Origin of the sequence: Streptomyces chromofuscus (assembly GCF_015160875.1) — a bacterium.
GTDB classification, from domain to species: Bacteria; Actinomycetota; Actinomycetes; order Streptomycetales; family Streptomycetaceae; genus Streptomyces; species Streptomyces chromofuscus.
Genome location: NZ_CP063374.1, coordinates 453,059 through 472,544 on the forward strand (window position 1 = coordinate 453,059; position 19,486 = coordinate 472,544).

At 71.9% G+C, this 19,486-nt stretch carries 22 protein-coding genes and 1 pseudogene; 12 read left to right on the plus strand and 11 right to left on the minus strand.

Annotated features, from left to right (window positions below):
• Positions 1-60: 60 nt before the first annotated feature.
• On the minus strand, positions 61-942 hold the full coding sequence (locus IPT68_RS01890; RefSeq protein ID WP_228040190.1) for a L,D-transpeptidase family protein: 882 nt from the start codon (positions 940-942) through the stop codon (positions 61-63).
• A gap of 158 nt (positions 943-1,100) precedes the next feature.
• On the opposite strand from IPT68_RS01890, the gene IPT68_RS01895 reads away from it, so the two are divergent.
• Both IPT68_RS01895 and IPT68_RS01900 read left to right on the plus strand, forming a co-directional pair.
• Positions 1,101-1,805: a response regulator transcription factor gene (locus IPT68_RS01895; RefSeq protein WP_189697470.1), complete on the plus strand. Its 705-nt coding sequence runs from the start codon at positions 1,101-1,103 to the stop codon at positions 1,803-1,805.
• Between the two features lie 130 nt (positions 1,806-1,935).
• Positions 1,936-3,711: a sensor histidine kinase gene (locus IPT68_RS01900; protein ID WP_228040708.1), complete on the plus strand. Its 1,776-nt coding sequence runs from the start codon at positions 1,936-1,938 to the stop codon at positions 3,709-3,711.
• Here IPT68_RS01900 and IPT68_RS01905 read toward each other — a convergent pair.
• From IPT68_RS01905 to IPT68_RS01920, 4 genes are all read right to left on the minus strand, one after another.
• Positions 3,665-4,069, minus strand: coding sequence for a hypothetical protein (locus IPT68_RS01905; protein ID WP_189697468.1), 405 nt, complete (start codon positions 4,067-4,069; stop codon positions 3,665-3,667). The two genes, IPT68_RS01900 and IPT68_RS01905, sit on opposite strands and share 47 nt — an antisense overlap.
• A gap of 437 nt (positions 4,070-4,506) precedes the next feature.
• On the minus strand, positions 4,507-5,154 hold the full coding sequence (locus tag IPT68_RS01910; protein WP_189697467.1) for a dihydrofolate reductase family protein: 648 nt from the start codon (positions 5,152-5,154) through the stop codon (positions 4,507-4,509).
• A 65-nt stretch (positions 5,155-5,219) separates the two neighbouring features.
• Positions 5,220-5,885 carry a response regulator gene (locus tag IPT68_RS01915; RefSeq protein ID WP_189697466.1) on the minus strand — a complete coding sequence of 222 codons (666 nt, stop codon included), beginning with the start codon at positions 5,883-5,885 and terminating at the stop codon, positions 5,220-5,222.
• Positions 5,882-7,009 (minus strand): sensor histidine kinase, encoded by a 1,128-nt coding sequence (locus tag IPT68_RS01920; RefSeq protein ID WP_189697465.1) that lies wholly within the window; start codon positions 7,007-7,009, stop codon positions 5,882-5,884. The genes IPT68_RS01915 and IPT68_RS01920 overlap by 4 nt, the downstream gene beginning before the upstream one ends.
• A gap of 315 nt (positions 7,010-7,324) precedes the next feature.
• On the opposite strand from IPT68_RS01920, the gene IPT68_RS01925 reads away from it, so the two are divergent.
• On the plus strand, positions 7,325-7,684 hold the full coding sequence (locus IPT68_RS01925; RefSeq protein WP_189697464.1) for a DUF6223 family protein: 360 nt from the start codon (positions 7,325-7,327) through the stop codon (positions 7,682-7,684).
• 104 nt (positions 7,685-7,788) lie between these two features.
• On the opposite strand, the gene IPT68_RS01930 is transcribed toward IPT68_RS01925, so the two are convergent.
• Together IPT68_RS01930 and IPT68_RS01935 are read right to left on the minus strand one after the other, a co-directional pair.
• On the minus strand, positions 7,789-8,028 hold the full coding sequence (locus IPT68_RS01930; protein WP_189697463.1) for a sulfurtransferase TusA family protein: 240 nt from the start codon (positions 8,026-8,028) through the stop codon (positions 7,789-7,791).
• Positions 8,025-8,397, minus strand: a pseudogene (locus tag IPT68_RS01935) (MFS transporter); the annotation flags it as partial. The pseudogene IPT68_RS01935 and the gene IPT68_RS01930, both read right to left, overlap by 4 nt.
• A 351-nt stretch (positions 8,398-8,748) precedes the next feature.
• On the opposite strand from IPT68_RS01935, the gene IPT68_RS01940 reads away from it, so the two are divergent.
• Entirely contained in the window at positions 8,749-9,012 is a 264-nt protein-coding gene (locus tag IPT68_RS01940; protein ID WP_189697462.1) for an HU family DNA-binding protein, read from the plus strand.
• Between the two features lie 43 nt (positions 9,013-9,055).
• Positions 9,056-9,442 carry an SRPBCC family protein gene (locus IPT68_RS01945; protein ID WP_189697461.1) on the plus strand — a complete coding sequence of 129 codons (387 nt, stop codon included), beginning with the start codon at positions 9,056-9,058 and terminating at the stop codon, positions 9,440-9,442.
• Between the two features lie 53 nt (positions 9,443-9,495).
• On the opposite strand, the gene IPT68_RS01950 is transcribed toward IPT68_RS01945, so the two are convergent.
• On the minus strand, positions 9,496-10,140 hold the full coding sequence (locus IPT68_RS01950) for a TetR/AcrR family transcriptional regulator (RefSeq protein ID WP_189697460.1): 645 nt from the start codon (positions 10,138-10,140) through the stop codon (positions 9,496-9,498).
• Positions 10,141-10,248: 108 nt separating this feature from the next.
• Between IPT68_RS01950 and IPT68_RS01955 the strand changes: the two genes are divergently transcribed.
• Positions 10,249-10,428, plus strand: coding sequence for a hypothetical protein (locus tag IPT68_RS01955; RefSeq protein WP_189697459.1), 180 nt, complete (start codon positions 10,249-10,251; stop codon positions 10,426-10,428).
• On the plus strand, positions 10,425-10,982 hold the full coding sequence (locus tag IPT68_RS01960; protein ID WP_228040192.1) for a hypothetical protein: 558 nt from the start codon (positions 10,425-10,427) through the stop codon (positions 10,980-10,982). Before IPT68_RS01955 ends, IPT68_RS01960 begins: the two co-directional genes overlap by 4 nt.
• A 21-nt stretch (positions 10,983-11,003) precedes the next feature.
• Here the strand turns inward: IPT68_RS01960 and IPT68_RS01965 are convergent, their stop codons facing one another.
• Together IPT68_RS01965 and IPT68_RS01970 are read right to left on the minus strand one after the other, a co-directional pair.
• A complete protein-coding gene (locus IPT68_RS01965) occupies positions 11,004-11,414 on the minus strand; it encodes a four-helix bundle copper-binding protein (RefSeq protein WP_189697458.1) in 411 nt (136 codons plus the stop codon).
• Positions 11,415-11,562: 148 nt separating this feature from the next.
• Positions 11,563-12,534, minus strand: coding sequence for a hypothetical protein (locus IPT68_RS01970; RefSeq protein WP_189697457.1), 972 nt, complete (start codon positions 12,532-12,534; stop codon positions 11,563-11,565).
• Between the two features lie 172 nt (positions 12,535-12,706).
• On the opposite strand from IPT68_RS01970, the gene IPT68_RS01975 reads away from it, so the two are divergent.
• The 4 genes from IPT68_RS01975 (at position 12,707) to IPT68_RS01990 (ending at position 17,124) form a co-directional block, all read left to right on the plus strand.
• A complete protein-coding gene (locus IPT68_RS01975) occupies positions 12,707-12,985 on the plus strand; it encodes a heavy-metal-associated domain-containing protein (protein ID WP_189697456.1) in 279 nt (92 codons plus the stop codon).
• A gap of 73 nt (positions 12,986-13,058) precedes the next feature.
• Positions 13,059-15,326, plus strand: coding sequence for a heavy metal translocating P-type ATPase (locus IPT68_RS01980; RefSeq protein ID WP_189697455.1), 2,268 nt, complete (start codon positions 13,059-13,061; stop codon positions 15,324-15,326).
• Positions 15,327-15,533: 207 nt separating this feature from the next.
• Positions 15,534-16,274, plus strand: coding sequence for a class I SAM-dependent DNA methyltransferase (locus IPT68_RS01985; protein ID WP_189697454.1), 741 nt, complete (start codon positions 15,534-15,536; stop codon positions 16,272-16,274).
• Between the two features lie 127 nt (positions 16,275-16,401).
• A complete protein-coding gene (locus IPT68_RS01990; RefSeq protein WP_189697453.1) occupies positions 16,402-17,124 on the plus strand; it encodes an SMI1/KNR4 family protein in 723 nt (240 codons plus the stop codon).
• Between the two features lie 185 nt (positions 17,125-17,309).
• Here IPT68_RS01990 and IPT68_RS01995 read toward each other — a convergent pair whose 3' ends face one another.
• On the minus strand, positions 17,310-18,698 hold the full coding sequence (locus IPT68_RS01995) for an MFS transporter (protein ID WP_189697452.1): 1,389 nt from the start codon (positions 18,696-18,698) through the stop codon (positions 17,310-17,312).
• A 101-nt stretch (positions 18,699-18,799) separates the two neighbouring features.
• Between IPT68_RS01995 and IPT68_RS02000 the strand changes: the two genes are divergently transcribed.
• Positions 18,800-19,408 carry a TetR/AcrR family transcriptional regulator gene (locus IPT68_RS02000; protein ID WP_189697451.1) on the plus strand — a complete coding sequence of 203 codons (609 nt, stop codon included), beginning with the start codon at positions 18,800-18,802 and terminating at the stop codon, positions 19,406-19,408.
• Positions 19,409-19,486 lie beyond the last annotated feature (78 nt).

Below are 19,486 nucleotides of genomic sequence, written 5' to 3' on the forward strand. Positions count from 1 at the left end.
CCGAGCCCAACACGCCCATGACCACGACGGTCAAGTAGGTTCTCGGCGTGCCCCCGTGTCTCACCGGCGCAACGACTCCGCGTCCCCCATGACAATCACAGGATGCTGCCCGGGGTCGAGCGCGAGCAGCAGTTCCCGCATGTGCCGCTTCCGCAGACTCACGCAGCCCTGTGTGGGTCCCTCGTGGTCGACGTGCAGCCAGATGCCGCCGCCCTTCTCGGCGCCGAGCGGACGGGTCCAGTCCAGCGGCGAGACACCCGGCTTGCGGTTGTAGTCGATGGCGATGACGTAGTCGAAGGAGCCCGCGAGGGGCTCGCCCAGGGATCCCGTGCCGTTGATGGTGAATCCGGTCGACTGGTCGTACGGCAGCCTGGTGCCGGGGTCGGGCAGCAGTCCGCCCGCGTCGGTGAGGGTGAAGACGCCGATGGGCGAGCGATGGTCGCCGAGGCGGTGGTCGTCGGTCCATCCCTCGACGGCGTTGTGGGCCGGCCAGGTCTTCCCCGGCTCCCAGCCCGCCTCCGTGCGCCGGTACAGGACCGCCTCCGAGACCGAGGAGTTCTTGCCTCGTCCGGTGACCAGGACCACCTGCCGCGTCTTACCCGGGATCCGGGCGAGCGTCCGCGGGCCCACGCCCGGCAGCGGCGTGGGGACGGCCGCGGTGTTGCTCTCGGCCCGTCCGCCGCCCGGCACGGACTTGGCCTGTGCCGTGCCCCGTCCGTCGGGCGGAGTGCTCCGCTGGGCCTGCGCCGCCACGGCGTTGTCCGGCCGGCCGCCGGTGGTCGAGGCGTCCCCGCTTCCGCACGCGCTGAGAGACGCCGCAAGGGCCAGCGCTACGGCCGGCACCGTCAGGCGGCTGAGCGAGCGGGGCAGGGAGACGTGCGTCCGCCACTCCGGGTGCGGGGTGTGCGGGTTCGTCGGTGTGACAGGGGTGTGTACGGCCATACCGATCAGGCTGGACGGCACATGTGAGGAAGTGGTCAGTTCGCCGGACCGGATGTCCGTGCGGCGGGCACGCCCTGAGACTCGTCAGGAAATTGTCAGGATGTGGGAAGCGCAACCGCCCGTCCTGTCCGCACGCCCGCACGCATAGAGTCAGCGGCGTGTGCGCACATGTCCTGGTCGCGGAAGACGACGACATGCAGGCGGAACTGATACGCCGGCTGCTGGTGAGGGAAGGGCACGAGGCCGTGGTGGTCTCCGACGGGCGAGCCGCGATCGACGCGGCCCGCCGCCGCAGGCCCGATCTGGTCGTCCTGGACCTCATGCTGCCCGGCATCGACGGCTACGGAGTCTGTCGCGTGCTGCGCGACGACCAGGACGAACCGATACCGATCCTCATGCTGACCGCCCGCTCCACCGAGGACGACCTGCTCCTCGGCCTCGACACCGGCGCGGACGACTACATGACGAAGCCGTACAGCCCCCGTGAGTTGATGGCCCGCGTCCGTGCGGTGCTGCGCCGCACTCTGCGTCCTGCGGAACCGTCGCCCGTGCTGCGCGCGGGCGCCATCGCCGTCGATCCGCTCCGGCATCTGGCGACGTGCGACGGCGCCCCCGTCCCCTGCACGCGCGGCGAGTTCGCCATCCTTCACGCGATGACCGCGGAACCCGGCCGGGTCTTCACACGCCGGCAGCTGCTGCACCACACCCGCGGCCTCGACCGGGCGTCCACCGAGCGTGCCATCGACGTGCACATCATGAATCTGCGCAAGAAGTTCGAGCCGGATCCACGCAGACCTGTCCGGCTGCTGACGGTGTTCGGCGTCGGCTACAAGCTCGTCGGCGGCGGGCGCGATGACGCTTAGGGCCGGTCGTCCGGTGCGTGTTCGCTCGAGGAAGCCACGTCCTTCAGCCGACGGCGACGCCGGTACGACTCCGACGGCAGGACCTGGCCCTGCCGGACCGCGCCCGAACGTTCCGCTGCGCAGGAGCCTGCTGGTGCGGCTGCTGCTCACGTCCACGGTGATCACGGCACTCTCCGTCAGCGCCACGGCCTGGCTGGCGGTCGAGACCACTACCCGCGCCGTTCAGGAGGAACGCGGTCAGCTGCTCTCCGACGACACCGAGATCCTGCGGCAGCTGAGCGGCTTCGCCGCCACCCACGCCGACTGGGACGGAGTGCGGGCCACCGTCGAGGCACTGTCCCGCTCAACGGGCCGGCGCATCGCCGTGACGTCCGCGACCGGCCGCGCCATCGCCGACTCCGCCCCCGGGGGCGTGGCACTGCCCGACCGGGCCTCGGCCACCATCGACCCGCTGCACACCGACACCTACACCGAACCGGGCGCCCAGCTCGCCGGTGTCGACCCGCGGGCGGTGGGACCGTACGGGCTGGATCGCGGCGAACGACGGCGCGTACGCAAGCTCGCCGAGGTGCGTCTGGCGTGCATGCGGCGGTACGGCGGCGACGGCACCCTGCGTCAGGTCCCCGGCGGACGCACGGTGATCATCGCCGACGGCGGGGACGCGAACGTGCCCGAGGAGTGTGCCGACGGGAGACTGAACGCGCCCACTCCGACCGAGGCCGCGGCGCTGGCCGAGCTCAACGAACTGCTCGCCAAGTGCCTCACAGCCGAGCGACGCCCGACCAGGCTCAAGCCGGGTGTCGGGATCGAGGTGATCACCGGTGGCACAGGGCTGTTCCGCCACGGTGCCGACTCGGCCGTGAGTCAGCAGCGACTGCAGGACTGCGTCGACAGCGCACGCCGCACCCAACTCGACCCGTACGTCGCCCCCCGCGCACTTCTCCATCTCGGCAGCCGGGACCAGCGCATCTCGGTGTTCGACCTCTCCACGGGCAACAAAGCCAAGATCGTCGGAGTGACCGGGGCGGTTCTCGCGCTGAGCCTCGCGCTGACCGCGGCCGTCGCGATCCGTCTCGTGCGGCCCCTGCGCGCCCTGACCGCCGCGGCCCTGCAGCCACCCCAGCGACACACACGGGTTCCCGTCACCACCAAGGACGAGACCGGCAGCCTGGCCGCCGCGTTCAACGAACTCACCGCACGCCGCGAGCAACTCGAAGCCCAGCGCAGGGCCATGGTCAGCGACATCGCCCACGAACTGCGCACCCCGCTGACCAACATCCGCGGCTGGCTCGAGGCCACGCGCGACGGACTTCTCGACCCCGACCCCGGCCTCATCGGCTCCCTGCACGACGAGGCCCTGCTCCTGCAACACGTCATCGACGACCTGCAGGACCTGGCCGCCGTCGACGCGGGCACCCTGAGACTGCACCGCGAGCCGGTACGCGCCGACGACCTGATCGCCCAGGTCGTGGCCGCCCATCGCGGCACGGCCGACGCCTCGGACGTCCATCTGGTCCCTCGGGCCGAACCCCATCTCTGGCTCGACGCCGATCCCGTGCGGATGCGCCAGGTCCTGGGCAACCTCGTCTGCAACGCCCTGCGGCACACCCCCGCGCACGGCAGGGTCACACTGACCGCCCGGCCGGACGGTGACCAGGTGGTCCTCACGGTCCGGGACACGGGCGACGGCATCGCTCCCGACGACCTGCCCCACGTCTTCGAGCGCTTCTGGCGCGCCGAGAAGTCACGCAGCCGGCGCACCGGCGGAAGCGGACTCGGGCTGTCCATCGTCCGCCAGTTCGTCGAGGCACACGGCGGAAGCGTGACCGCCGGGAGCACCCCCGGTGCAGGGGCCGTATTCACGTTGCGTCTCCCCGGTGCATCACAGCGAAACAGCAGCGCGTAATGCGGGCGTCCTCCCCCGCCGAGTCGCCCAGTCTGCGCCAGTACTCGGCGCCGACGAGGTCTTGGGGTTCAGCAGCCGCCCCTCGGTCTGCTTCATCCGCCAGTCGGCCTCCAGCAGCGCGCGTCCGGCGTTCGTCCTGCCGAGCCGCTCGTCGATGATGCGATCCGGCTCGTCCGGGTCGACGTTGACCCAGATCGTAAAAGATCGACAGAGCGGGCTCGTCGGGCAGCAGGCGCGGCCGGGTCAGGTTGAGCACCAGCTCGACCAGATGGACGGCGATCGCGACGCGCGCGATCAGCAGCGCCCGTGTCCGTACCAGCGGGTCGTCCCGGAGCAGCGGGGTGCGTGCGCCTTTCACGAGCCACCTCCGGGCAGGTCCGGCAGGCATGTCAGCTCCGGCGGCATGCCGGGGAGAGACGTCGGCAGGTCCGTAGGCAGGTCCGTAGGCAGGTCCGTAGGCAGGTCCCTAGGCAGTGACAAGCTCCGGAGGCTCGTGGGGAAGTCGCTGGTGAAGTTGGTGGGGAACAGCCCGAAGGAGGTTGGGATGTTCGGCCCGGGCGCGTCGTTGGCGCCGGTGAGCCCCACGGCCAGTGAAGCCGCCGACACGACCGTGCCGAGTGCACCGCCAAGGGCCGGCAGGCGGACCTGGGGCGCGGCGGATCACTGCTGCTGCGCCCTGTGTCGTGGATGCTCGACTGATCCCCCGTCCTGTCGAGACGTCCATTCCGTCAGACTTCCCAGGAGACTCGCTGGTCCCGCTGCTCGATGTCGCGTCAGCTTCCGCGAGCGCAGCGGTCACTTCCGCCAGAACAGGTGGTGCGTCACGCCGCTCGGGCTGGGTACGACGTCCATGTGGAACCGGTCGAGCAGCTCGTCGGGGGACTCCCAGAGTCGTAGTCCGGAACCGAGCTTCACCGGCGAGACCACCACGTGCAGGGTGTCGACGAGGTCGGCGTCAAGGAACTGCCGGATGGTGCTCACCCCGCCGCCGAGCCGGACGTCCTTGCCCCGAGCCGCTTCCCGTGCCTGCTCGAGGACCGTGGCCGGGGAGCCGTCGACGAAGTGGAACGTGGTGTCGGAGAGCGTGAACGACGGACGTTTGTGGTGGGTCATGACGAACACCGGGGTGTGGAAAGGGGGTTCTTCGCCCCACCAGCCGCGCCACTCGTGGTCGTGCCAGGGCCCGCGCTGGGGCCCGAATTTGTTGCGGCCCATGATCTCGGCACCGATGTTGCGCGCGTAGTCCCGCGTGAAGTAGTCGTCGAGGCCGCGGCTGCCGCCGGAATCCGTGCGCATGGGCCAGCTCGCCGTCGCGCCGGCCCACGCGAAGAGCTTCGCGGGATCGACGCCGTGGCCGAACGGGTTCTCGAGGGACTGGTCCTCACCGGCCCCGATTCCGTCACTCGAGATGGTGAAGTTCTGGACCCGCAAGAGCTGAGCCATGAGTTCCTCCAGGGTAGTCGGACAACGGTGGTGAGACTCTCCGGACCGGAGAAAGTCATCGGCGGCTATCCGCGGTTGCGCGGAGTCACCAGCCCGGATTCGTAGGCGAGGACGACGAGCTGGGCGCGGTCTCGGGCGTGGAGTTTGGTCATGGCCCGATTGATGTGGGTCTTCGCGGTCAGCGGACTGATCACCATGCGGTCGGCGATCTGGTCGTTCGACAGACCCTGCGCGACCAGCGTGACGGCCTCGCGTTCGCGGCCGGTCAGCTCGGCCAGCGCCGCGTCGAGGACGGTGGCGGGCGGCTGGGTGACGTACCGGTCGATCAGCTTGCGGGTGATGGTCGGCGCGAGCAGCGCCTCACCTCGGGCGGCGACGCGCACGGCGTGCACGAGGTCGTCCGGCACGATGTCCTTGACGAGGAAACCGGCGGCGCCGGCACGCAGCGCGTCCAGGACGTACTCGTCCATGCCGTAGTTGGTGAGGACGACGACGTGCACTGCGGCCAGGCCCGGGTCCGCCGCGATGCGCCGGGTGGCCTCGATGCCGTCGACGACCGGCATCTGGATGTCGATCAGCACGACGTCGGGCAGGTGCCGCTCGGCGAGCGTCAGGCCTTGCGCCCCGTCGGCGGCCTCCCCCACCACCTCGATGTCGTCCTCCAGGTCGAGGAGTGCGCGGAATCCGCTGCGGATCAGCGGTTGGTCGTCCACGAGGAGGACACGGATCATGACGCTCGTTCCACGGGGAGTACGGCCTGGACGGTGAAGCCGCGCTCGTCGCGCGGCTGCGCCCGCAGCCGGCCGCCGAGGGCGGTGACGCGTTCACTCATGCCGAGCAGCCCCAGACCCGGCGTCGGCACGGTGTCCGGCGTTGCCGCGCCGTCGTCGTCGATCCGGATGGCGAGTGAATCGGTCCGGTAGTCGATGCGGACCGACGCGGTCGCGGCGCAGGCGTGCCGGGCGACGTTGGTCAGCGCCTCCTGCACGATCCGGTAGGCGGTTCGGCCCACGGCGGCCGGCACATCGGGCCGCGGCCCCTCGATCGTCAGCGTCGCCTCGAGGCCGGCGCGGCCGGCCCGCTCCACCAGCTCCGGGATGTCGTCGAGGCCACGGGGCGGGGCGGTGTCGTCGTCACGCAGTGCCTCCAGGGTGGCGCGCAGCTCCCGGGCAGCCTCCCGGCCGGCCTCCTGGATCGCGAGCAGCGGCTCGGGGACCTGTTCGCCCCGCCTGCGCGCCACGTGGACGGCGACTTCCGCCTGCACCTTGATGACGGAGATCTGGTGCGTGAGCGAATCGTGCAACTCGCGCGCGATGCGCAGCCGCTCCTCGTCCGCGCGGCGCCGCGCGGTCTCCTCCCGGGTGCGCTCGGCCTCGTCCGCCCGCCGCTCGGCCTGCCGCAGCGCCTCCCCCGCGGCGAACGCGGCGATCAACCAGGCGATCTCCAGGACGTGTCGGGCCTGCGCCAGCGCTTCGCCCGCGGGCCCGTCGTGGAAGACCAGAGCGGTGAGGTGCAGGACGGCGAGCAGGGTCACGGACGCCGCGACCGTGAGGGCGCGGTACCCGGCCCGTACCGCGCCGTACACCGCGACCAGGTACGAGACGGCGAGCACGTCGAATCCGGCGATCTGGTAGCCGACCGCGCACAGCCCGGTGACCGCCAGGACGGCCAGTGGAGCGCGGCGCCGCGCGGCCAGCGCGAGACCTCCGGCCGCCAGCACCGCGTACCCGGGCAACCCGGGTTGCGTGTCGGCCGGCTGCCCGGACAGCCCGGTGCCCAGCAGCAGGGCCGCCACGCCGAGGGCGATCGCCCAGTCCCTCGCACCGGGCGGGACGCCGAACCGTCCTTTGTCCATGCGCGCACCCTATCCGGGCGCCGACGCGGGCACGTCGCCCTCGTGGACGAGTGGTCGGCTACCGCGTCCGCGGTATCCGGCCGGTCACTGCCGCATCCGCAGCAGGAGCCTGCGACGTCGGCGGCAGCGCGAAGTGCCTGCGTCGGCGGGACGACCGGCAGTGCGGTCCACGGCCATGCTCGAGGCCCACGGGAACCTGCGGGTCGGCCCGCGTGACGAAGCGGATGGCCTCGCGAGTCATGCGGCTCGCCTCGCGCGTGAAGCGGATCGCCCCGCGGGTGGAAGCGGATCGTCCGCGAGAAGAAGGAGACAGGCATGAGCGCATCAGACGTGCTGATGGCCGCCGCCGAGGGCGGAGTCATCGGCGACGGGAGGACCGGAGCCAACCTGGCCCTCGGGGTGGGCCTGATCGGTACGGCCCTCGGCTGGCTGGCCCTCGCCCGCGCCGCCGGCCGTGTCCGCGCCGGCAGTGCGCGCACCGCCGGTGTGTCGGCCATGGCGGCGGGGCTGACCGGCATGCTCCTCGCAGTGCTGCATCTGGCCACCGCCGACGGTGGCCCCGGTACTGGCAACGGGCTCGTCGGAGCCGTCGTGGCCGTCCCGCTGGGGCTGATCGGCCTGCTCCTCGGCCGCCGGGCGCTGATCCGCTCCCGTCGCACCGTGCCGGCGGGCTGACCGGGACCGATTCGCGCACGGCCGGACGCGGTCGTCGTCGGGCGGCGCCGGAGGATCCTCGTCGACCGAGCGCGGACCCCGCTCGGCCGCCCCGTCGTCGCTCGTCAGGGCCCCGCATCGGACGCGGCCCGGAGCCAGGGAGCGTCCGTGCGGGTCGGCGTCGACGGGGCCGCGAGGCCGAGGGCGTGGACGGCCCGGACTTGGTCAGGGGCGTGGCGGGCCACGGGTCCGAGGTAGGCGTGGCCGGTCATGGGGCACCAGGCGGGCAGGTCGAGCGGGGCGGCCGGGTCGGTGCCGTCGACGGTGAGGTCCGCCGTCGTCGTCCCGTCGTTCGCGGTGCTCATCGGCGATAGACCGTGGCGGCGACGGCCGGCAGGAGGGAGAGAGAGGACGCCGCCGGTCAGGGCCAGGGCGGGGTAGCCGGTGGCGGCGACCATGATGCCGAAGGCCATGCCGCCGGTGGCGCCCGCGATGACGACGGAGACGCCGACCAGCCCTTGCGTCGTGGCTAGGGTGGCGAGCGGGACGGTGTCGGTGATCGCGGTGCCGGCGACGAGGCCGAAGTTCCATCCGAGCCCGAGCAGGGCGAGGGCGAGCAGGGCGAGGGCGAGCAGGGCGAGGGCGAGCGCGAGGAGGGCGACCGAGTCACCGGGCACCGCCGGGGCCAGGATGCCGGCGGCCAGGAGGGTGATCCCGGAGGCGGCGGCGATCTTCTGGTTCTTCCTCGACCTGCGCGTCGACGGCCGCCGACTCTGCATCAACGGCTCAGCGGCCGGTCGGCACACCCTCGTAGAGGGCTGCGTGGCTCCCAGGTCGGGCTCGTTCACGCCGACCTGGAGACGGCAACCAACCGGGCCTGATCGATCACTGCTTGTAGGGGCTGCTGCCGGACCGAATGTGCTCGACTCAGGCGCGGACGCCGACCCGCGTGAGCGGAGGGAGCACAGGCCACCACCGGCCGCCATTTCCGTAACCCGAGCGCCACCCGGAACATGCGCCCGGCGCACCCTGCGACGACCGTGGAAGGGCTGCACCACTCACACCGCGACGCAACGAGGCCCGACATGGACAGAACGCAGCTCATCGACGTGACCGCTCGCCGCGCTGCCGAACACACGAACGGCCGCCCTCTCGCCGCGGAGGACATCAACCGCGTCCTCGAGGCCCTCTTCGGTACGGTCGAGCACCCCGGTTCGATCGCCGAGGCACTCAGGGCGAAGGAGACGGTCATCCTGGGCAGCTTCGGCAGCTTCCAGGCCACCGACGGCACGGCAGCGTTCCGGCCGGGCAAAGCCCTCGACGAGTACCTCCAGGGCAAGACCGGGTGAGCACCGGACACCGCCGCCGCCGACGCCCGACTCACGACACGGCATGAGCCGGCTGACCCTCCACGCCACGGGTCCGGCCCGGCCCGAGACTGCGTGGCAGCGCTACGTCGACGTCGACCAGTGGGCCTCATGGTCACCGCAGATCAAGGCCGTCCACACCGCCCGGCGCCACCTTGCTCCCGGATTGAGCGGCACGGTCGAGGCGGTCTTGGGCATCCGCGCCGCCTTCGTCGTCGACACGGTCGACCACGACCGGCGCACCTGGACCTGGCGCGTACGTCTCGGACCGGTCCGTCTCCGACTGCACCACACGGTGAGCACACATGCGCGGGGCAGCCGGGCCGGTCTCACGATCTCCGGCCCGATGCCGGCGGTGGCCGCCTACGCCCCACTCGCCCGGCTGGCTCTCCACCGCCTGGTGCGGCCCTGACGAAACGCAGGTCGGCCGTCCGTCGGCCGCGGTGACCGCGCCCAGGAGACGGTTCAGTGAGGGCGGTGATGACGGGGATGCGGGGCGGTTGCCTCCTCGTCACTACGCGCCGGGGCAGGGCCGGGCTGCGGGCGCAGTCCTGACAGGGTGACGGCGACGAGTCTGTGGACCGCTGCCTGGGAGGGCAGGCCGGCGGCGGCGTCCAGGGCGCAGAGGCAGTAGGCGGCGAGTTCGTCGGGGGCTACGTCGTCGCGGAGTTCGCCGTGCGAGGCGCCCTCGGTCAGCAGGTCGCGGAGCAGGACCGTCAGCTGCCGGTGGGCGTGGGCCACGTGGTGGCCCTGGTGCAACAGTCCCGCGAGTTCACTGCCGTGGTGCTCGTGCCGCTGCCGGGACAGGAACGCGTAGGCCGTGAGCACCGCCTCCAGCCTCTCGCCGGGGCTGCCCGCGCGGTCCCGTACGGCGGTGAGGTGGTCGAGGTGCCGGGTGATCTGGCGCTCGTGCCACGCGGTGAGGACCGCTTCCACGTCCGGGAAGTACTTGTACAGCGTCGCGCGACCGATCCCCGATGTCTGCGCGATGCGCGACATGGTCACCGAGAGCAGCCCGTGCTCGGTCACCAGCGCGGCCGTGGCGTCGAGGACGGCGTCGCGCACCGCGTGGCGATGAGCCTCGATCGTCTCGTTCCAGATCCTGGGCACCCCCCGACTATACGTGCCGCCACGGCCATGACACGATGAGCACCCTCGCGACAACTTGTCTCGAAAAACGTGGGGCAGGTGACCCACGGCGGATGTCAGGAGGACACCATGACCGGCACAACCTCTCCCTCGCCGCGCCCCGGCGCCACGGGTTCCCGGCCGCTGCAAGGCGCTGTACCGCACACCAGGCCGCGGTGGGTGACGGTCACCGTGCTGGTCGCCGTCGTCGCGGTCGTGGCGTTCGTGGTGCTGCACCTGGCCGGCGGCGGCATGCGGGGCCACGGGTGAGGGTCCTGTCGCGGCGGGGACGCAAGGCCGCTCTGACCGCGCACGTCACCGCCTCGGTGGGCTGGCTCGGCGCGGTCGCCGCCTTCCTGGCCCTGGCTCTGGCCGGTCTGCTGAGCGAGGACGACCGGACGGCGCGGTCCGCGTGTGTCGCACTGGAGGTGGTCGGCTGGTTCGTCGTCGTACCGCTGTGCTTCGCCTCGCTGCTGACCGGAGTGGTCTGCGCCGTGGGCTCGACCTGGGGCCTGGCCCGCCACTACTGGGTCGTGGTGAAACTGGTGATCACCGCCCTGGCGACCGCGGTGCTGCTGGCGCACATGCAGCCGGTGGAGTCCCTTGCCGACGCCGCCGCGTCAGCCGCCTGGTCCGGTGAGCACCTGCGGGCCCTTCGGGTCCAGTTGGCGGCGCAGTCCGCCGCCGCGCTGGTCGTGCTCCTGGCGGCGACGGCCCTGTCGGTGTTCAAGCCGCAGGGCCGTACCCGCCACGGGCACCGCAAGGCTGCCGAGCAGCGCACCCGACCGATTCCGGCGCGGCCGCCCCGGCAGCCGTCCTATTGAGCGGTGAGGGTCCGGCGGGGGTCAACCGAGTGCGCTGAGCAGGTCGTTGCAGGCCTGCTCGCAGCTCCGGCAGGCTTCGGCGCAGATCCGGCAGTGCGCGTGCATGTCGGCGTGGCTGCCGCATTCGTCGGCGCACGCCTTGCACACGGTGGCGCACGCGGTGAGGATGGCGCGCGTGACGTTGGCGTCGTAACCGGTGTGACGGGAGAGGACCGCGGCGGTCGCGGTGCAGATGTCCGCGCAGTCCATGTCGGTGCGGATGCACTTGGTCAGGTCACCGACCATGCCCTCGGACAGACAGGCGTCCGCGCACGCGGTGCACGCCTGGGCACAGGCGACGCACTCCTCGATGCAGCGGGTCAGCTTCTCACGGTCGATGTCGCCGAGATCGGCCGGGTACGTGGCAAGCATGTCCTTCACGGAAGTGGTCATCGTGGTGCCTTCCTTCGTACGGTCGACAGCTCCGGGGGAGCTCGGGACGCCACCACGAGTACCCAGGTGACCGACGCTGCGCGGACCGTGTCCCGAGTCCGTGCCGCGGGCCGGTGCGCCGCGGCCGTCGGTCGCGGTCGCGGCGGGGTCAGTGCTGGTGGCCGCCGCCGTGTTCCTTCCCCGTACCGTCCGGCGCGGTCGGGGTGGCCGCGGGCTCGGGCGCGTCGTTCCGGACGGTGAACGCAGCGGTCCGGACCGTGCCGTCGTGCTGGAAGTCGAGGAAGAGGCGGTACGTGCCGACGGTGGGCGCGGTGGCGGTGAAGCGGATCTCGGGGCCCGGCGTCGTCCTACCGTCGCCGGGTTCGCCGTTGGGGTGGACGTGGAGGTAGGCGAGGTCGCCCGCGCGGAGGGCGACGAGGTGGCCGTAGGCGCCCAGGTAGGGCTCCAGGTCGGTGACGGGCCGGCCGTTGCGGCTGACGGTGAGGGTCAGCTCGCCGGCCTTGCCGGGGCGCAGACCGCCGCTCAGGGTGACGGTGTAGCCGTCGACGGTGGTCGTGGCGGCGGGCTCGGGGAGCGCGGGCGCCGCGTAGGTGCCGGAGACCGCCAGGTCCGCGCCGAGGGTGAGGTCGGTGGCGTCCTCGGCGGCGGGCGTGAAGTCGGCGAAGAGCCGGTAGGTGCCGGCGGCAGGCAGGGAGACCCGGGTGCTCCAGGTGCCGTCGGCGGCTCGGGTGGGGTGCAGGTGCCGGTAGGTGACCAGGTCGCGTGAGGCGAGGATGAGGTGCAGTTCCTTGCCGTGCTCGGTTCGGTAGTCGTCGACCGGGCGTCCGTCACGGTCGCGGATGACGAAGCGCAGCTCGCTCGTCTCATCCGCCGGGATGCGGGCGGTTCGCAGGTCGAGGCGGTAACCCGCCTCGGAGATCTGGAGGCCGGCGGGCGTCTCGTCCGAGTGGCCGCCGTGAGCGCCTCGACTCCCGGAGTCCGCCCGGTCGTGTCCGGCGGCGTGCGCGGACGGGGCCGGGGCGGGAGAGGCGGGGTCGAGGGCCGCGCCGAGACCGTAGCTGGCGGCGAAGGTGGCCGCGACCGCGGCCGCGAACGCGGTGATCTTCACGCCGGTGTTCATGGTGGTTCCTTTCGAAGGTGGAGCGAGGGCCGCTGACGCTCCCGAGAATATACCCCTAGGGGGTATACATAAGAGTCCGGTGCAGGTTTGCCGAAAGATACCGGGAGGGGGTATACCTGTGAAGCGCCAGCCATACCCCCCAGGGGTACCTACTCCCCCACTGGAGACTTCCATGTCCTGCTGCTCCACCGACGGCAACTGCTCCACCGCTACCGCCACGCCGACCGGCGACGACGGGACCACCAGCGTCTACACCGTCTCCGGGATGACCTGCGGCCACTGCAAGGCCACTCTCACGCGGGAGATCGGCGCCTTGGACGGCGTACTCGCCGTCGACGTCGATCTCGACTCCGGCCGCGTGGCCGTCACCACGGCGGGCGAGGCCGACGACGCGCTCATCGCGAAGACCGTCGACGAGGCCGGCTACGAGCTCACCGGCCGGACCGCCTGAGCTCGCCGCCTCCGCGGGGCCCACAGCCCTCTTCTCCCCCGTTCCCCTTCCTCACCCAGCCCGAGGAGCAGTGATGACCACGACGGTCCCCGACACAGCCGAGGTCGAACTCGCCATCGGCGGCATGACCTGCGCGTCGTGCGCCGCCAGGATCGAGAAGAAGCTCAACCGCATGGAGGGCGTCACCGCCACCGTCAACTACGCCACCGAGAAGGCGAAAGTCTCCTTCGAAGCGGGGGTCGGGGTCGCGGACCTGATCGCGACCGTCGAGGCCACCGGCTACACCGCACGGGAACCACTGCCGCCCGCCGCCCGGACCGGGACCACCGCCGGCCCGGACGAACCGGCGAACGACGAGAGCGGTGATGCGCTGCGGTCGCTGCGCCGGCGGCTGGTCACCGCCGCGGTGCTCGCGACACCGGTGATAGCGATGGCGATGGTTCCCGCGCTGCAGTTCACGTACTGGCAGTGGCTGTCCCTGACGCTCGCCGCCCCCGTCGTCACCTACGCCGCCTGGCCCTTCCACCGGGCCGCGTTCACCAACGCCCGGCACGGTGCGGCCACCATGGACACGCTGATATCGGTCGGGACGACCGCGGCGTTCGCGTGGTCGCTGTGGGCGCTGTTCTTCGGCACCGCCGGCACACCCGGCATGACGCATCCGTTCGAGCTGACCATCGCCCGCACGGACGGCGCCGGGAACATCTACCTGGAGGCAGCCGCCGGTGTCACCGCCTTCATCCTGGCCGGCCGCTACTTCGAGGCCCGCTCCAAGCGCAGGGCCGGCGCCGCACTGCGGGCGCTGCTGGAACTCGGTGCGAAGGACGTCACCGTCCTGCGCGGTGGGCGGGAGGAACAGATACCGGTCGGTGAGCTGAAGGTCGGTGACCGCTTCCTGGTCCGGCCCGGCGAGAAGATCGCCACCGACGGGACGGTGGTCGAGGGCTCGTCCGCGGTGGACGCGTCGATGCTCACCGGGGAGTCCGTGCCCGTCGAGGTCGCCGCCGGGGACGCGGTCACCGGGGCTACCGTGAACGCCGGCGGACGCCTGCTCGTCGAGGCCACCCGGGTCGGCTCCGACACCCAACTCGCCCGGATGGCCCGGCTGGTGGAGGACGCGCAGAACGGCAAGGCCCGGGCGCAGCGGCTTGCCGACCGCATCTCCGGCATCTTCGTCCCGGTCGTCATGGCGCTCGCGCTGGGCACATTGGGCTTCTGGCTCGGCAACGGCGCCGGCCTGACGGCCGCGTTCACCGCCGCCGTCGCCGTTCTGATCATCGCCTGCCCGTGCGCGCTGGGCCTGGCCACCCCGACCGCGCTCATGGTCGGCACCGGGCGCGGCGCCCAGCTCGGCATTCTCATCAAGGGACCAGAGGTACTCGAGAGCACGCGCAAGGTCGACACCGTCGTGCTGGACAAGACGGGCACCGTCACCACCGGACGCATGGCCCTGCTGGCCGTGCACACCGCCGACGGCACCGAGGAAGGCGACGTGCTGCGCCTGGCCGGCGCGTTGGAGCACGCCTCCGAGCACCCGATCGGCCAGGCGGTGGCCGCCGCAGCCGCCGAGCGTGCCGGCGCTCTGCCCGTATCGGAGGACTTCGCCAACGTCCCCGGTCTGGGCGTGCAGGGCGTCGTCGAGGGACACGCCGTCCTCGTGGGCCGCGACAAGCTCCTCGAGGAATGGGCCATGACACTGCCCGCCGCTCTCGCGCGCGCCAAGGCGGAGGCCGAGGCCGCGGGCCGCACGGCGGTGGCGGTCGCCTGGGACGGTGAAGCGCGGGCCGTGCTGGAAGTCGCCGACGCGGTCAAGGCCACGAGCGCCGAGGCCGTGGCCCGCCTGCGGGCCCTGGGACTGACTCCCCTCCTGCTGACCGGGGACAACCAGGCCGTTGCCCGGGCGGTCGCCGCGGAGGTCGGCATCGACGAGGTCATCGCCGAGGTCATGCCCGAGGACAAGGCGGCGGTCGTCAAACGCCTGCAGGACCAGGGCCGTTCGGTGGCGATGGTCGGCGACGGCGTCAACGACGCGGCGGCGCTGGCCCAGGCCGATCTGGGCCTCGCCCTGGGCACCGGCACCGACGCGGCCATCGAGGCGGGCGACCTGACCCTGGTCAGGGGCGACCTGCGTGCCGCGGCCGACGCGATCCGACTGGCCCGCCGGACGCTGACCACCATCAAGTCCAACCTGTTCTGGGCCTTCGCCTACAACGTCGCCACCCTGCCGCTGGCCGCGGCGGGCCTGCTCAACCCGATGATCGCCGGAGCGGCCATGGCCTTCTCGTCGGTCTTCGTCGTCGGCAACAGCCTGCGGCTGCGCGGCTTCAGGACGGCGGGCTGAGGGCCGGGGTGCGGAACCGGGACAAGGGGCGGGCCGTGAGGTTCGGCCCTTGTCCTTTGCGCCCTCAGGCCGAACCCCGCCATGGCCCGCACCTCGTCCACGGCCTCGGCGTTGTCCTGCCCCACGGGTCTGCTGCCCGCGCGCCGGCCGAGTTTTCAGGGAGAAATTCGCTGGACAACGAATGGGGCAGCGGCGAGCGTTGGCTGAATGCTGCAGGAGAACATCTGGGACGCCGATGCCGCCCAGCGCTACGACACGCCCGGGCAGGGCATGTTCGCGCCCGAGGTCCTTGGGCCGGCCGTGGACCGCCTCGCCGAGCTCACCGGGGACGGAGCAGCGCTCGAGTTCGCCATCGGGACCGGCCGGGTGGCCGTACCCCTCGCCGCCCGAGGAGTCTCCGTCACCGGCATCGAGTTGTCACTGCCGATGGTGGAGCGACTGCGGACCAAGGCGGATGAATCAACGATCCCGGTGATCATCGGTGACATGGCGACCACGGTCGCCCCCGGCGAGTACGCCCTGGTCTATCTCGTCTACAACACGATCTCCAATCTGCTCGAACAGGCCGAACAGGTCCAGTGCTTCCGCAACGCCGCCCGCCACCTCGCGCCCGGTGGTCGGTTCGTGATCGAGCTGTGGGTACCCGAGTTGCGCAAGCTGCCACCGGGCCAAGCGGCCACCGTCTGGCAGTGCGATCCCGGCTACATCGGCCTGGACACCTACGACGTACTGAATCAGCACGTGGTGTCGCACCACTTCCGCTTCGACGACACCCAGCAGGCGCGGCTGTTCCGCAGCCCGCATCGCTACATCTGGCCGGCCGAACTCGATCTGATGGCCCAGCTGGCGGGATTCGAACTGGAGAGCAGGCATGCGGACTGGACCGGAACCGAGTTCACCGCCGAGTCCCGCTCTCACGTCTCCGTGTACCGGATCCCGCCGACGTAGTCGCTTCGCACGGGCCGCCCGCCATGCCAACCGCGGAGCCGCGCAGTCCGCACCCTTGCGGACGGGGCACTGAGTGGCCCGACGGATCGGGGTTCGCGCTGTCGTGTCAGCCGGTGGCGTCCCCGGCATGCTGGACGGTCCTGATGTGTCGGTGGTGCTGCGAGGCGGAGTGCGGACTCGCTCGCAGGCCTGGGACGTCGTGCGCTGGTTCGCCGACGCATGGGTCGATCGCCCTCTGCAGCCGGAGGACGGCTGTGCCGAGGCGGAGCTGAAGGCCGCGGAGGCTGAGCTGGGCTTCGAGCTGCCGGCCGTCGTACGTGAGGGCTACCTGCTGTTCGGCCGACGGGACGACCTGACCCGGCAGCAGGATCCCCTGGTTCCCCCCGCCGGGCTCTACGTCGACGACGCCATGAACGGTGTCCTGGTCTTTCGCCGCGAGAATCAGGACTGCGCCGCCTGGGGGATTCCCCTGACTCAGCTCGAGCAGGACGACCCACCGGTGGTGGTGGAATCACCTCAGGGCTGGATTCCCTTCCTCGACCGGATGTCCCTGGCCTGGGTGGAGCTCGTGCTGAGCGAGTCGCTCTTCGGCACGGACAGTCACTACGACGCCTGCGAGCTGCCGGACACGCTGTTGCCGAACCTCCATGCTCGCTACTCCCGGATCGAGTTGCCCAGCCATCCGATGTGGGCGAGCGAGGACGACTCGCCGGTGCGCTGGTACTCCGCTCCCGGCCGACTGGTACGCCGGGACGGCGTACAGGACCAGTCCTGGATCCACGCACGCGGACGCACCATCGCCGATCTCGACATCATCCGTGAAGACCTCCCGGGCCCCTGGGTCTGCTGACGCTGTGCTCGACCCAGGTGCCGGCCGGCTCGTCCTGCAGGTCGAAGGGGCAGCCCCAACACCCATGCCGTGCCTACTGTCTGCGGACGAGGCGCGGCGCCGCCGCCCGGCGGGCCGCGCCCAGTCTTCCGTCTGCGGCGGGACGACGGGCACGGCCCGCCGTCCCGTCCCCCTGTTGCCTCGACTCAGGGGCGCTTCGGCGGGATCAGCCAGGTGGCGACGGCCGCGGACACCACGGCGACGCCCGTCGCCACGAGGAACGCGTCGTCGAAGCCCGAGGTGAGCGTCGTGCTGGTGAGACTCGCGGCCGCGGCGCTGGAGACCGCAGCGGCCCCGGCCGAGGCGCCGAACTCGTGGAAGGTGCTGACGATGCCGGAGGTCACGCCCGCCTCGTGCGGGGCGACACTGCCCAGCGCGGTGGCCGAGGCGACCACGAACAGGCCGCCCAGCCCCGCCGAGGCCACGCTCACCCCGGCAACCATGGCCAGGGTGCCGGAGAAGACCACCGGTGCCAGGAACCCCAGCGCCACCACCAGCAGGGACATCACCGCCAGCGGCCGGGCTCCCAGCGGGCCGAGCACCCGGCCGGCGCCGGTGGCGGCGACCATGGTCACCAGCGCGACCGGCAGGAACAACGCGCCCGTCACGAGCGCGCCGTGCCCCTGGTGGTTCTGCAGGTAGAAGGAGCCGAGGAAGAACACCGCCACCATCAGCGCCGTGGTCACCGCGATGACGAAGACGCCCGCCACCACCGGGCGTCGGCCGAGCAAGGACAGATCCATCAGCGGCGCCGAGGCCCGGCGCTGCCAGGCGGCGAAGACCAGGTAGGCCACCGCGGCGAAGGCGAACGTACCGACGGAGATTCCGTTGCCCCAGCCGTGGTCGCCCGCGCGGATCAGCCCGTAGATGACGGATGCGGTCGCAGCGGCGACCAGAGCGGCGCCCAGCACGTCGAGGGAGCCGGAGGCCGCGCGGGGCAGGTCGGGCAGAATCCGGGCCAGGGCCACCAGAACGCCGACGCCGACGGGAACGTTGACGAAGAACACCCACGCCCAGCCGGGTCCGGCCGTGATCAGACCGCCCAGCAGCACACCGAGAGCGGCACCGCCGCCGCCCAGCGCCGACCAGATGCCCAGCGCCCGGTTGCGCTCCTCCCCGTCGAACAACCGCACCACCACGGACAGCGCGGCGGGCGAGAGCATCGCCGCGCCCGCCCCCTGGACGATCCGGGCCGTCAGCAGCACGGTCCCGCCGGGGGCCAGCCCGGCAGCCAGCGACGCGGCCGTGAACACGGCGAGCCCGGCCAGCACCATCCGCTTGGCGCCGAAGAGGTCCGCCGCTCGGCCGCCGAGCAGCATCAGGCTGCCGAAGGCGAGCGCGTAGCCGCTGACCACCCAGGTCAGCGCCGCCCGGTCCAGTTCCAGGTCGGCTCCCATGTGCGGCAGGGCGATGGCGACCACGGTGATGTCCAGGATCAGCATGAGCTGGGCCAGCCCCAGCAGGCCCAGGGCCGTCCAGCGTCGCGGATGCGGTGCTCCCGGTGCGTGCGTGTCCGCGGTCCTGATCTCACTCATGGTGGCTTCCCCTCCACTAAACCGTACAGCCATGTTCAGGTTAGCGCGCCCTGGGCGTCAACGCGAACAGCAATGTTCGGGTTACTGGGTAAGGTGGCGTCATGAGCACCAGAAGCACCGCCAAGCGGGCGGACGCGCTCCGCAGCATCGAGGCGATCGTGCAGGCGGCGGCCGACTGCCTCGGGCGCAATCCCGAGGCGAGCCTGAGTGAGATCGCGCGCGCCGCCGGCGTCGGGCGGGTGACGCTGTACGCACACTTCGCATCCCGCGCCGAGGTGGTCGACGCGGCGATGAATTCCGCCATCGACCAGGGTGACAAGGCGCTGGCGTCCGTCGACCTGTCCGGGGACGCGCGCCAGGCCCTGGCACGACTCGTCGAGGCCAGTTGGACCCTGGTCGACCGGGCCCGCTCCCTGCTCGTCGCCGCCCAGAAGGAACTGTCGCCCGCCCGCATCCGCGAACTGCACAGCCGCCCGGCCGCCCGGGTGGAGACGCTCATCGCCCGCGGCCGCGCCGACGGCGTCTTCCGCACCGACCTGCCGATCCCCTGGCTCGTCAACGTGATGCACTCGGTCATGCACAGCGCCGCCGACGAGATCCGCTCCGGCAACCTCACCCCGGACCGGGCGGCCGACTGCATCACGGCCACCGTGCTCGCCGCTTTCACCCCGCCCGGCCGACCCGTCCCTGAGTCCGGCCCGTCGTCCTGACACCGGGGCTGCCGGCGCGCGTCAGCCCACCGCGATGCCTCACACCCGCCGTGACCGGGCCGACCCGCGCCCCGGATG